The sequence below is a fragment of the Candidatus Viridilinea mediisalina genome (assembly GCF_002532535.1).
Classification (GTDB): Bacteria; Chloroflexota; Chloroflexia; order Chloroflexales; family Chloroflexaceae; genus Viridilinea; species Viridilinea mediisalina.
In genome coordinates this window covers 1-12,322 of the sequence record NZ_NQWI01000133.1, presented here as the reverse complement: position 1 = coordinate 12,322, position 12,322 = coordinate 1, and the positions used below count along the sequence as shown (strand labels likewise).

General features: G+C 54.0%; 10 protein-coding genes. 5 read left to right on the top strand and 5 right to left on the bottom strand.

Features of this window, described 5'->3' with window-relative positions:
* Positions 1 to 249 precede the first annotated feature (249 nt).
* The gene (locus tag CJ255_RS18795; RefSeq protein WP_097645631.1) at positions 250 to 1,188 is read right to left on the bottom strand and encodes a hypothetical protein; all 939 of its coding nucleotides are present in this window, start codon (positions 1,186 to 1,188) and stop codon (positions 250 to 252) included.
* A gap of 177 nt (positions 1,189 to 1,365) precedes the next feature.
* On the opposite strand from CJ255_RS18795, the gene CJ255_RS18790 reads away from it, so the two are divergent.
* Both CJ255_RS18790 and CJ255_RS18785 read left to right on the top strand, forming a co-directional pair.
* Positions 1,366 to 2,979, top strand: coding sequence for a sulfatase-like hydrolase/transferase (locus CJ255_RS18790; protein WP_097645630.1), 1,614 nt, complete (start codon positions 1,366 to 1,368; stop codon positions 2,977 to 2,979).
* Positions 2,980 to 3,320: 341 nt separating this feature from the next.
* Positions 3,321 to 5,261 (top strand): DUF2079 domain-containing protein, encoded by a 1,941-nt coding sequence (locus CJ255_RS18785; RefSeq protein ID WP_097645629.1) that lies wholly within the window; start codon positions 3,321 to 3,323, stop codon positions 5,259 to 5,261.
* Here CJ255_RS18785 and CJ255_RS18780 read toward each other — a convergent pair.
* Positions 5,258 to 6,814, bottom strand: coding sequence for a glycosyltransferase family 39 protein (locus CJ255_RS18780; protein ID WP_097645628.1), 1,557 nt, complete (start codon positions 6,812 to 6,814; stop codon positions 5,258 to 5,260). The two genes, CJ255_RS18785 and CJ255_RS18780, sit on opposite strands and share 4 nt — an antisense overlap.
* 664 nt (positions 6,815 to 7,478) lie before the next feature.
* Here CJ255_RS18780 and CJ255_RS18775 point away from each other — a divergent pair.
* Both CJ255_RS18775 and CJ255_RS18770 read left to right on the top strand, forming a co-directional pair.
* The gene (locus CJ255_RS18775; protein ID WP_097645627.1) at positions 7,479 to 7,694 is read left to right on the top strand and encodes a hypothetical protein; all 216 of its coding nucleotides are present in this window, start codon (positions 7,479 to 7,481) and stop codon (positions 7,692 to 7,694) included.
* A 24-nt stretch (positions 7,695 to 7,718) separates the two neighbouring features.
* A complete protein-coding gene (locus CJ255_RS18770; protein WP_097645626.1) occupies positions 7,719 to 8,447 on the top strand; it encodes a TVP38/TMEM64 family protein in 729 nt (242 codons plus the stop codon).
* Here the strand turns inward: CJ255_RS18770 and CJ255_RS23740 are convergent.
* Complete coding sequence (locus CJ255_RS23740; RefSeq protein ID WP_165774801.1) at positions 8,392 to 8,565, bottom strand: hypothetical protein; 174 nt, start codon at positions 8,563 to 8,565, stop codon at positions 8,392 to 8,394. The genes CJ255_RS18770 and CJ255_RS23740 overlap by 56 nt on opposite strands.
* 26 nt (positions 8,566 to 8,591) lie before the next feature.
* Between CJ255_RS23740 and CJ255_RS18765 the strand changes: the two genes are divergently transcribed.
* Complete coding sequence (locus tag CJ255_RS18765; protein WP_165774800.1) at positions 8,592 to 9,761, top strand: glycosyltransferase family 2 protein; 1,170 nt, start codon at positions 8,592 to 8,594, stop codon at positions 9,759 to 9,761.
* 30 nt (positions 9,762 to 9,791) lie between these two features.
* Here CJ255_RS18765 and CJ255_RS18760 read toward each other — a convergent pair whose 3' ends face one another.
* Entirely contained in the window at positions 9,792 to 10,583 is a 792-nt protein-coding gene (locus CJ255_RS18760; protein WP_097645624.1) for a hypothetical protein, read from the bottom strand.
* A 282-nt stretch (positions 10,584 to 10,865) separates the two neighbouring features.
* Complete coding sequence (locus tag CJ255_RS18755) at positions 10,866 to 11,888, bottom strand: hypothetical protein (protein WP_097645623.1); 1,023 nt, start codon at positions 11,886 to 11,888, stop codon at positions 10,866 to 10,868.
* Positions 11,889 to 12,322 lie beyond the last annotated feature (434 nt).

The following is a 12,322-nucleotide window of genomic DNA, read 5'->3' as shown; positions in this document are numbered from 1 at the left end:
AACGCCCCTCTCTGATCCACGGGCCTTGCCGCCGGGAGTAGTGCCAGTGGTGGTGGCGGTGCTGGAGGTGGAGTGATGCCATTTTCGATTGTAGATTGTAGATTGTAGATTGTAGATTGTAGATTGTAGATTGCAGATTGCCGAACATAGGGTGCGCGAGGGAACCTGGTTCCCTCGCATCATCCCCCCGTCCAAGGGGGTGTAGGGCACCGCCCTACAGATTCCAGTCACACCCAATTGGGATTATGGTCACGCTCGTTTGGTATGATGCAGGAGATAGTGATAGACCCGTTGTATGGCAGGCTGTTGCCAAAGTACAATCAGCAGCGCTGGCAGGTAGATCAGCCCCAAGATATAGGGGGCGCTATCCCAGAAGGAGAGACCAGATTGCCAAACGTAGCCAAAGCCAAGCCAAGCGGTTATGGTGAGCAGCAGCATCTGGTTACGGGTCTGAGGGATCATCCAGAGCAGGAGTTGATCGTAGAAGAAACGATGCTGCGGGGTGATGGTGAGCAGGAAGAAGATGCGGGCCTGGAGGTTGCGCCAGAAGAGCGCGGTGATGAGGAAGCAAGGCCCAAGCAGGCTGAGTATGGGGATAAAGCCGCCATAGGAACCCGTTTGGCTGAGCCAGCGCCAGGGCCATGTAGGCATCACCAGTAGTGAGAGCAATCCAACCGTGAGCAGACCCGCAATGCGTCCTGGTGTCCAACGGATTGCGAGGGCCACCGGCAATGCCAGGGTGGGTTTGGCCAGCAGCATGGGAGCCAAGAGGGGGAAGAAGTAGATGGCCATAAAGATGGGCGGCCATTGCAAGAAGCGAAATGAGGCGAAGTAGGCGGGCGAGAGGAAGACCAGCAGACGCCAGTATTCGCCATTGCGGATGAGCCCGTAGGCAAGCAAGCCACTCGCTGCACCAAACAGCAGACTGATACCCAAATTGCCGGGCAAGAGCGCCCAGGGGAAGACGACGATAGCCGATGTGAGTGGGTAGGGGATCATCGTTGGTGAAGTGGGATGGCGGTAGGGATCGCGCTGGTTCAAGAGGTCACGCGCTGCATTGATGGGCCAACCGAGATCAGCTAAACTCTGGTCAGCCTGGGGGTGCAGCATCACACAACTGATGCTCATGCTCAAGGCAATGCTGAGAGCAATCAGGATCTGGCGTGAACGGGGGGGAAAGCGGTGCATAGAGGTCTAGTCTTTCTGTTGTTTCCCTTATATTACTAGGAAATAATATAATCGCAGAAGAGGTAAACATGTTATTAAAAAAAAAACCAGAATATTTTTGAACGCACACGAAGTTTAACACAATCCATTCCTGGATTCTATTTCTGGCTTGCTTTGGGTTTTACTGGCTACTTAGTCATGTGGGAATCGCTACAACTCAGGATAGATTACTATGATTTTTACATAACAACAACTAGAAAAGGAATTGTACCTTGGGATGCAAGACAGATTACGGTCTTGCTCTTTATGATGTTAGGTTCATTGAGTTTAACAATTGCCTATATTTGGGCGGCTTTGCGATCATGGTGGTGGATTCGCTTAGGAGCATGGTTCTTGTTTATGGTAGCAGTGTTGTATGAATACAGCTATCATGGTGCGATGGGGCGCAACTCAACTCCGGAAGATGTGTTACTAGTGATGTTATATCAGGATACGGGACTATTTATTGATGCTATCATGATTTTTCTCAATTTTGATGCATTTGTACCAATGGTGTTGTTTGGTCTACTATTGTTAACTCCATTACCAATTAAAACACTAAAACCACAAGCTTTGTTCTTAGTTATTAGTATTGCAGCAGTCTTTTTTTCGAGTAATTTTCACATGTGGTCAAAGGCATCGTTGCCATTTCCGCTGAATTCTTATCCTAGCACAGCTTTTAGTTCATTTTTACGAACCATGAGTTATACGCCATGGCGGATGTTTGCAACCTACAGTGGGCCACGTGAGGTATTAGACTTTCCTCCGCCGTTACATGTACCAAAGAACAATATTGTTTTCATTGTAGACGAATCGATTCGTGGTGATCATCTGAGTGTGAATGGTTATGAACGAGCAACAACACCTTACTTAGATGAACTTGCCGCCCAGGGATTCCTATACAGTTGGGGTGTTGCAGTATCAGCAGCAACATGTAGCTTACAGGCTAATAACCTCTTGCTTACTGGCTTTCATGTTTTGCCTGATCATGAGCAGGCAGTGAAGCGTTGGCCAACCATTTTTCAATATGCCCAAGCGATGGGCTACCGCACGATCTACCTCGATACATCGAGTGACACATTATGGAATGGTACTCGTGATGATCTGCAATATATCGATGACTGGAAAAATGTAAATACTTTTTCATACGGTGAAGCATACGATTTTGATCGTAACATGGGCGTGTATCTTCATGAGATCATCTCATCTTCAACCGGAAACTTCATCTGGATCAACAAACGCGGGGTTCATTTTCAATACACCAATGCGTTTCCTCGTGATACAGCCCAGTGGGAACCAATACTCGAGTTGCGAACCCACGATCCCATCTGGCGTGCAGAGATGGTGAACGCCTATGACAGCGGACTCTATTACAATCTTGAAGGATTCTTTCGTGCTGCGTTCCCTGACACAAGCATTTTCTCACATACACTGGTATTGTACACCTCAGACCATGCCCAAACCCTTGCTCAAGATGGTGAGTGGTGGTCACACTGCCGCAATTCGCCCAATGAGGCGAAGGTTCCGCTCATCTTGTTGGGTGAACCAAACCAAGAACTTGACACGAGCTATGCCGCCAGCCATTTCAACATCTTTGCCACCCTGCTTGATTTGATGGGCATTGCCCAAGAGCAACACCAATATGATTATCAACCGTCATTGTTTCGGGTAAGTGGTGAACAATCACGTCCACGCTTCTACTATGTTGGTTCGCTTGAGGGGGGAGCAAATGCGAGGTTCTATCCGTTTGATGATGAAGCAGCCGGGCAGTGATGGTGTTATGCCACCCTGCACTATCATAGTCATGGCAATTATAGTGTCATACCAAATTTCCTTTGGGGAGGCGGATGTTGTTGATTGCCCCGTTGCTTGGCCACCCTGAGATGCCGTAGGTAGTGCCGACGTTAGTCGGCTTCCCATCGCTGCCAAAGACCTCAGCCGACTAAAGTCGGCACTACGATTCAGCATGACAGGCTGCTGGGATACTTAAAAATTTGTTAGCGCGAAGAAACCTTGGGCTCGTGGGGGTGCGTCGCGTTGGCTGAGCCTGTCGAAGCCAACGTCGCGGCCCAGAATTTTTTCGCGCTAACAAAAATTTCTGCTTCCCTAATACTATGCAACCAACACCAACCCATCACCCAATCCGCGCCCCCTTGCTCTGGCTGGCCATGTTTGTGGTTGGCACAATGCTGACCATGCTCAGCCTGGCGCGCTATTGGGGCTACAACGCTGGCATGCTCGACCTCGGTAATATGGCTCAAGCTATTGCTTCTGTGCTACGCGGAGAACCACTGGTCTTCACATTTGTTGATGGCCCCTATAGCCGTCTCGCATTACATGTTGAGATCTTCTATTTCTTGCTAGCCCCACTCTGGGCAATCTGGCCCGATCCGCAGGTTCTATTGCTGTTTCAAGCAGTTTTGTATGCCCTTGGTGCTATTCCGGCCTACCGCCTTGGCATGCGTGCCACCAACGATGCAGTTGGTGGTCTCTGTCTTAGTCTCATCTACCTATGCTATCCAGTAGCTCAGACTGCGGTACTCTTTGATTTTCATGGTGATACATTGGCGATGCCATTGTTGGTCTTCGCCTTAGATGCGCTTGATCGCCGTGCTTGGTGGGCTTACGCTATCTGGATTGGCTTGGCACTGAGTTGCAAATTCTATGTTGCAGTTCCTGTTGCTCTGCTTGGTGCTGTTGTAGCGCTACAACCTGAGACTCGTCGAGTTGGCTTAACTACAGCTATGGTGGCGCTCTTGTATGGAATTTTAGCCTTTCTCGTTATTCGCCCCATCTTTACAACGGAGACTTCAGCAGATTCACAGGCTGGATTAAATTATATTCGGTACTACTTTGGAGCTATTGATCAACTACGTGCCACATGGTTGGAGCGACTACTTACTCTGTTGATAGTCTTTGGCCCTGCACTCTTCGTAGCGTGGCGTGGTTGGCGTTGGTTACTACCTGCTGTTCCTCTTGCATTTGCTGCGCTGATCAGTACAGGCCCAGGGGGATCATTTGACTATCGCTATCATCACTATGCAATTGTGACTCCTTTTGTTGTTATGGCAACGGCTGCTGGACTGCGACAGATCCGCATATCCTATGAATCTGGACAAACACGGCGACGTTGGTACCCAGATGCGATCTTTAGTGCAGGAACGGTCTTGCTCTTTAGTGCTTTACTCGTGAACCAGCCGCTCAATCCGCTCTTTTGGCTGGCACCGTACGGGTATGGCCTTGATCATTCAGTCTATGGGGTCATCCCGCGCGATCAGGTGAAGGATCGCTTTTTAGCCGAACATGTCCCACCCAAGGCTCCGCTTGCGGCCTCAATGTTTCTTGCACCTCGTCTGGTAGATCGCGAGACACTCTATGTCGTTCGTTATGCAGATGACCCCGGCGGCGAACGTTTGCCCCGGCTGTTGCCCCAGGTAGATTATGTTCTAGCCGATGGGCTCTTCGATTGGCGACGCATTGTTGATGGGCGCTTGGTTGGCGGTACACTCTACGAGCGGGCCGAGATTGCCATATTGCTTAATGATCCCGCTTTTGACCTTGTAGCGGCCCGTGATGGGCTGCTCTTCTTTCAGCGCGCTGCGCCGCCAGCGGCAGTCTTAACCCAAGAGCTTGAACTCCCTGCACAAGCAACCCACAGTGAACCAAAGGCCAGCTTTGGCCCCATAAGCCTCTTGCATGCCGAGATAACTCAGGTAGCGGGGCGGCGCTACCGCGCCAGCTTCGAGTGGCGCCTGGATGGTACGCTGCCGGAGCGTGACTGGTTTGCCGTAAGCCAGTTGGGTGAGCGCGACGATGCTCGTTTTGTACATCTACCAAGCGTTGCGCTCCAGCCCATAACCACATGGCAAGTGGGCCAAGTGGTACGTGAGCAGTTTGAACTGGTCATTCCCGACGATATTCCGGCGGGCAGCTATGCGTGGCAGGTCGCCTGGTACGATCCGGCCCATCCCGAAGCGGCCCTGAGTGACCCACGGGCACTGGTGGCGGGCAGTGAGCCGTTGTTGCTACAGGAGCTTGTGGTTGAGGGGGATTAGGGTGTCAGATCATACAACCACGTCACACTACGCCCACCCTCGATCTGCTCCAATTGCTCGCCATGCTCATCAAGCCAGTCCAGGGTATGTTCAAGCTGATAGTCCAAGGCGGGGTTGTAGGGTGTGAGGATCACCCAGACCCGTTCGTAGTCGTTGGCAAGCTCTTCAATTGGCTGCACATGCTCAGGATCGAGGACATCCATGTATTCCAGACGGTCTTCCCAATAGTCACTACTTGCAAAGCCTGCGACATCCTCTGCTGATGAGGGCAGCATATAGACATGCTCAAGCTCAGGATGATCCAACATGGCCGTATCGAAACTCTGCCAATCGGCAAAGGCAATGGCATCACCGGGTTGCTGTTGGACTACGATGGTGTCTATCGCCTGACGTAGGCTATTCTCTTGTGGTGCTGCTGGGTAGATCTGGCTGAAGCTGAGCCCGATGCTGCACAAAAAAGCCATAGCTGTCAGTTGGGCAATGCGTATGTGCCGTGTTGCAAGAAAGCTCCATGTGAACAAGAGGTAGATAGGGATCGTTATGGCAATCAGGGAGCGTTCTAATAGAATTGGGCGCACGGTCAATGAGATGATCCCCGCCACAATTGGGGGTGTCCATAAGAGCAGCAGGATCAGCAGCCAATGTGGTGCGATTGAGCGTGAACTGCGCCACATATGGATAAGGTAAGCATGAGCTAAGATAAAGGCTGCTACGGCTGGTAGCAGTACACTCAGCATCAACCATCTTGGTACCGTCTCGCGGAAGATAATGAGACCTGAGCCATTACTGATCATGATTGGGAAGAATATGCTGTCGAGAAGTGATGGTCTAATCCAAAACCAATCAGCAACTGCACTCACGGTACCAAAAAGTTGTGGCAGAAACGGTACAAAGAGCAATACCCCAACCGCTTGGGCGCTTACCAACGGCACCCAGCGTCTATAGTCAAGCTGGCGGGCTTGAAGGGTGAGTATGAGTACCCAGAGGTTGAGTGCAAGCAACGAGAGTGGGTAGTAGACATGGGTGTACATGCCTGCAGCTACCAGCAAGGCCAGCCAGCTCCAGCGCCATACTCCGCCCCGTTGCCAGGCACTGAGCAGGGTGAGGGTGGTGAGTAGCACCAGGAGCGTAAGCATGGGGTACATGCGTGCCTGTTGGCTGTGGAAGATCTGAAAGGGTGAAATGGCCAAGAGGGCAGCGGCCATGAGCCCCACCTTGCTATTGGCCAACTGCTGGCCTAAGCGGTAGATCAGGGGTACGCAGAGCGTACTTGTGAGTACCGAAAAGACCCTGATGGTGAACAGGTCGTCGGCAAAGAGTTGCATCCAGAAGTGTAGGCTGAGATAGTAGAAGGGCGGATGTACACTGTAGTCGCTGATGGAGGTAAGAATCGTTAGCGCATCAGGCCGAGCCGCAAAGGTCGAGATGATCTCATCATCCCAATAGTCGCGGTAGTCGAGCCGGTACATCCGCAACCCAAAGGCAAGTAGGGTCAAGCAGATGAGGATGCTGTAACGATGGGTGAGCCAACGCAAGAGGGTGTTTGTGTGCATAGCATACTAGTGATGAGTGATGAGTGAGGTTGCCAATTATCTCCATTTATACCATATGGCTGTGACCAGACAGGGATGGGGGCGGGAGGGGGCGTATCCATGGGTGTGGCGTATATGTTTGCGGGATGGCCTCAACACGTTCATTGCATCTTGATCGAATCCATACATGCATGCATGCGTGGAGCATACACGCATCGCGCCATACGCCCATGTAGGGGCGTAGCAGCGGCCCTCCTCATGGATTACCGCGCAGGAGGGAATGTACGGGCCGCTGCTACGCCCTTCCCGGCAGCGATCGCCAATCCAGCGTATGCGTAGCGGGGGCAATGGGATAGGGCGTTACCGCAACATCCACGGAACACGCACGCATCCCGTCCCATTGCCTCGGGAGGGCGCGACACCGACGGAGAGGGCGTAGCAGCGGCCTTTGGCTCTCGGTACCGGCATGATTCCTTGGGTGGCCGCTGCTACGCCCCTACATTGGGTGAACATGGGTTGTTTGTCCAACCAAGGGGGGCGGTCACCAAGAGATCGGTGCAAAACGTTGCGTCACACCCCGTGCCTATCCAAAGCTTCCCTTCTGGTAGTCCGCAATGGTATACTACACAGGAGCTTGTCGTATATCACGATGATATGGTACACTTGTTCCATGTGCGAGGAAGTCATGAGTCAAATTGAATTTGAAACATTTGTACACCAAGGAACTATTGCTGTTCCAAAAGAACATCAACCTCAAGTGTCTGGTCGTGTGCGTGTTATTATTATTACTGAAGAGAACGAAGATGATATCGATATGGTCGAATATTTAATGAATCACCCTCTTACGCCAACAACAACACGAATGTTTACAAGGGATGAGTTGCATGACTACAATGACTGACGTGACCCCAGTATTAAAAGCCTAATGCTTGACTCCTCCACACCCCCCAACGTACCGCAACGTTCACATTTGTTTCTGCGCCACTGGCAGGCGCTGGTGGCTGCAATGATTTGGTTGGGTTTAGGGGCTAGTGTGCTTGGCTATAGTCTGCTTACGGCGCGTGGTCCGCAGCAGGTGGCGTATGAGCTTGTCCAACACCTGCGTGGCCCGCTGGGGCCGTTGGTCTATCTGCTTGTCTATACTCTGCGCCCGCTGGCTTTTTTTCCTGCAGGGGTCTTGACTATCCTGGGTGGTTCCCTGTGGGGCGCGGCGTGGGGGATGTTCTTTGCGGTGCTTGGCTCGAATATGTCGGCGACGCTGGCCTATGGCTTTGGACGTGCTTTTGGTCAGGGGATGTTGCCCTCTACCGATCAGGGCGCTACGGCTACTGTCGTGCGGCGCTATGCGGTGCGCCTGTGGCAGAATGCTTTTCCCACTATTCTGCTCATGCGTTTGATCTATATTCCCTACGATATTGTAAACTATTTGGCGGGCTTCTTGCGTGTGCCCTATCGCCCTTTTCTCTTTGCCTCGATTCTGGGGGCTTTCCCCGGTACGCTTTCGTTTGCGCTGGCTGGGGCGGCGCTCGATATTGATGATATTCTTACTGGTAATTTCCAGATGAGTACGATTAACCCTTGGTCGCTTGCCTTTTCGATCATTCTCTTTGTCTTTGGCCTGGGGCTGGCCCGTTGGTTGCGACGGTATGATTGAGTAATGCCATTGTAGATTGTAGATTGTAGATTGTAGATTGTAGATTGTAGATTGTAGATTGTAGATTGTAGATTGCCGGACATGGCGTTCCAATGCGCTGCTGCTCGTCACTCGTCACTCGTCACTCGTCACTGGTGTAATTCTATGCGCTTTCGTTTCGGTTTGATCCTTGGCTTGGGTGCGAGCATGCTGCTTGTGTGGGATTATTGGCGGGCTTGGCGGGCTTTGGCCCGGCGGCCCCGTTTGGCTGAGCCACCACCTGAGCCCCAGGCTGCGCCCCTGGTTTCGTTGCTCATTCCGGCCCGCAATGAGGAGCGGGTGATTGAGCGCTGTGTCGCTGGAGCCCTGGCTCAAGCCTACCCCGCCTTTGAGGTGCTGGTGGTGGATGATGGCTCAACCGATGCGACACCAGTGCTGCTGGCGCGTATGAGTCACCATCCGCACCTACGCATCCTTACTGGTCGCCCGCTGCCCCCTGGATGGGCCGGGAAGCCGCATGCGTGTCAGCAACTGGGTGAACATGCCCGTGGCGAGTGGTTGCTCTTTCTCGATGCTGATACCGCCCCGCACCCCCAGTTGGTGGCGGCCCTGTTGCACCACGCGCAGCAACAGCAGCTTGCGTTGGTGACTATTCTGCCTTTTTTGGAGTTGGGGAGCTTTTGGGAACGGGCTATTCTTCCGGTCTTCCAAGATCTCATTTTGAGTATCTATCCCATTGAGCGTATGCAGCGTCCCGACGCGCAGCCCGAGGAGGTCTTGGCGAATGGGCAGTGCATTTTGGTGCGCCGCGATGCCTATTGGCGCTGTGGTGGTCATGGTGCGGTGCGTGCCGAGGTGCTTGAGGATGTCTATCTGGCTCAGGCGGTGCGGCGGGCTGGCTACCGGGTGGGCGGGGGCGATGGGCATGCCTGGCTGAGGGTGCGTATGTATACGAATGGCCACGAAGTGGCTGAAGGTATGGCTAAACATGCCGCCGCTGGCGCACGGGCTAGTGGTATGCGCGCTTGGTTGGTGGTGACGCGCATGCTGGGCCACGCCTTTGGTCCAGCGCTGCTCGTTGTGGCGGGCATCGGCACCCGTGCGCGTGGTGCGCCGGTCGCGGGTACGCTCCTTGCTGCGTTGGGTGGCCTGAGCCAAGCGAGTGCTCTGTGCTACTGGGGCTGGCGCTACCGCGAACTCTACGGCTTGCACCCGCTCCACGCCCTGCTCTGGCCCGTGGGCCTCACTGCCTACCTCGCAATTGCTACGCGAGCCATGTGGCGCGTGCGCCGTGGGCATGGCGTGACTTGGAAGGGCCGACGTTACGCCGGGTGATACTATTTCACTTACCGTTCGCTCATTTACTCACGGCCAGCTCATGTGGCCCAAGTGTGGCCAGCGACGCAGTTGCGTCCATCGGTTGGGCGTGGGCGCTTCAGCATAGAGCAAGCGTCGCAGCCCGCGCATAAACCGCAAGGGATGCATAGCGGCCAGTTCGGCACTACGCCCACCCGCGAGCCAGTGCCGATCTTTTGGTGTTACGTTTACCCCAAGAGCCGCTTCATCCGTTTCCCCCTCGCGCAGCACAAAGAGGCGCAAACGCAGCGCATGGGTTGGACGTAGGCCCAAGGCGGTGTACCTTGTCCCCTCGGGCAGGTGCAAGCGTGGCCCAAGCTCTGCCGCCAGCTTCATGTCGCTCACGTTGGCATGATGCAACAGGTAGACCCGACCGCCTCCCTGTTGGAGCATCTGGCCTAGCATGGGCGGCAGGGGGCTGGCTTGTGCGACACTGAGTACGGGACAGCCTGCTTCGAGCAGGAGGCCATTGGCATCGAGCATTGCGACGATGCTTGCATCGCTACAGAGCAGCACCCGTGGTAGTCCAAAAAGCTGTAGGTCGGGCGGAAGCGTGGTTGCGCTAGAAACATGCGCCACTGTTGGCGGCAACAAACCCGCAAGGTCTGCTCCGTGTGCCTGTAGCTCGGCGAGTGCCGCTGCAAAACGCGGCCAAGCCACTGGCACAGCAAGATTGAATGGCAGGTAGCGCCACCAAGGCAACAGCAGCCTACATGTCTCGTAGTAGAGCTGCCGCTCGGTATAGCGCAAGCCCAATGATCCAAGCTGCCGAGCAGCTTTGCCCGTGGCGTAGGTGAGCATAGAGCGTCCTTGTCGGATAGTAGAGTTGTTGAGAGGTACAGAGGTTTTCACCACAGAGGCACCGAGGGCACAGAGGTTTGAATAGCGAAGTATACCCACTACGGTGCTTACCTTTCCATACTCCTCTCTGTGTTCTCTGTGCCTCTGTGGTGCATAACTCTGTACCACAGAGGCACCGAGGGCACAGAGGTTTGAATGGGAAGTATACCCACTACGGTGCTTACCTTTCCATACTCCTCTCTGTGTTCTCTGTGCCTCTGTGGTGAAAACCTCTGTACCTCTTCAGCTCCTCGGCCAACTCATAAACCCAATTGCCTGCGCCACCTGCTCCGGTGCTGGCTCGGATTGCGGGGCGGCTGGTGGGGTGAGCGGGCGCAACCGCACGCGCTCGATCAGCGCCAGCAGACGCGCTGGCGGCAGCACGGTGATGGGGGTATAGTTGCCCGCTTGCAGCCAAGCCAACTCCTCTGCGGTGAGTTTGCCACCTTGTTGCAATTGTTGCAAGATCGCCTCATTGGGCTTCGCCTTGAGCGTCATCACATTGCGCTTCAGCACTGTGCGCGGGCGCAGACCCAGAGCAACCACGCGGCGCTCTGGGGCGGCAGTGAGCCCAAGAGTCGCAAGGGCTTGAGTTGCCCAGAGGCAGCCCTGCGGGCTTGCGTCGTGCAACAGCAGCAGGGGCAAGCGCGGTTGCTGCCGGAGTTGCTCTAGGTGGGCCTGTTCGGCTGGATTGAACGGCTCATGCGCGGGCAGCACCGCAAGGCCAAACCTGTCGGGCACTCCATTGGCCAGCAGCACCTCACACATAGTGCGGTTGGGACAAACCACAGCGCCGCGAAGGTTCTGCGGCGCTGGTAGCTCAGAGCTCAACCTGTTGCGTTGTTGATCGTCAAGCAAGCCTTGGGGCATGCTGCCATAGACCTCATAGTAAGGCTTGATGATCTGTTTGGTAAACTGCGCTACACTGATGGGCAAGGGCGGGTAGCGCCGCCGCTCGGCCCGTAGCACCCAGACAATCAGCCCGATCCCCACGATGAGCATCGCTCCCATGAGGATGGGAATGCCTGCGGCGGGGTTGTTGGCAATCACATCCAGCACCACACAACCAACAATGAAGCAAATGATGCCCAAAGTGAGCAGTTGTAAAGCTCGCTTTATAAACGAATTCGCCGCAGATGGTGATGTTACGAGCTTCCGCACCGCAGCATAGTGCAAATGTTCAATACCATAGACGAGCGTCCCATTGGCACTCAGCTTCTCAGCCAGTTGCTGGAGACGTAGATCGTGCAACTTGAGCGTATTCAATCTTGGCTCAAGGGCAAATGGTTGTTGACAACTACTACAACGCTTACCTGATCTCTCTTTATAGCGTAATTCTGTACGACAGTGGGGACATTTCATGATGGTTGATTCCCCTTTTAGTGTAGCTTCTTTGTTGCTATGTGGGGGTTCGCCCATTCGCATTGCTTTTAGAGGTTGTCTGAAAAGCTAGTGGGCACCTGTTGGAGTGCCGGCTTTAGCCGGCTAAAGCCGGCACTCCAACACTAGTTCATAGACTTTTCAGACAGCCTCTTAGGGCTACCGCCCTACAACCCGCTTTGGGGCTGCGCCCCAAACCCCGTTTGTTGTTCCGTGTTGGCGGCGAAGCCGCCAACACGGAACAACAAGAGTTTTTTTGGGGGAGGCGAAGCCTCCCCCAAACCCCCGCCGTAAGGTTAACGTAATGCGTATGGGGCTTT

Coding starts and splice junctions, on each gene's coding strand:
- CJ255_RS18795 (WP_097645631.1), bottom strand. CDS start 1,188: ATGCACCGCTTTCCCCCCCGTTCACGCCAGATCCTGATTGCTCTCAGC.
- CJ255_RS18790 (WP_097645630.1), top strand. CDS start 1,366: ATGTGGGAATCGCTACAACTCAGGATAGATTACTATGATTTTTACATA.
- CJ255_RS18785 (WP_097645629.1), top strand. CDS start 3,321: ATGCAACCAACACCAACCCATCACCCAATCCGCGCCCCCTTGCTCTGG.
- CJ255_RS18780 (WP_097645628.1), bottom strand. CDS start 6,814: ATGCACACAAACACCCTCTTGCGTTGGCTCACCCATCGTTACAGCATC.
- CJ255_RS18775 (WP_097645627.1), top strand. CDS start 7,479: ATGAGTCAAATTGAATTTGAAACATTTGTACACCAAGGAACTATTGCT.
- CJ255_RS18770 (WP_097645626.1), top strand. CDS start 7,719: ATGCTTGACTCCTCCACACCCCCCAACGTACCGCAACGTTCACATTTG.
- CJ255_RS18765 (WP_165774800.1), top strand. CDS start 8,592: ATGCGCTTTCGTTTCGGTTTGATCCTTGGCTTGGGTGCGAGCATGCTG.
- CJ255_RS18760 (WP_097645624.1), bottom strand. CDS start 10,583: ATGCTCACCTACGCCACGGGCAAAGCTGCTCGGCAGCTTGGATCATTG.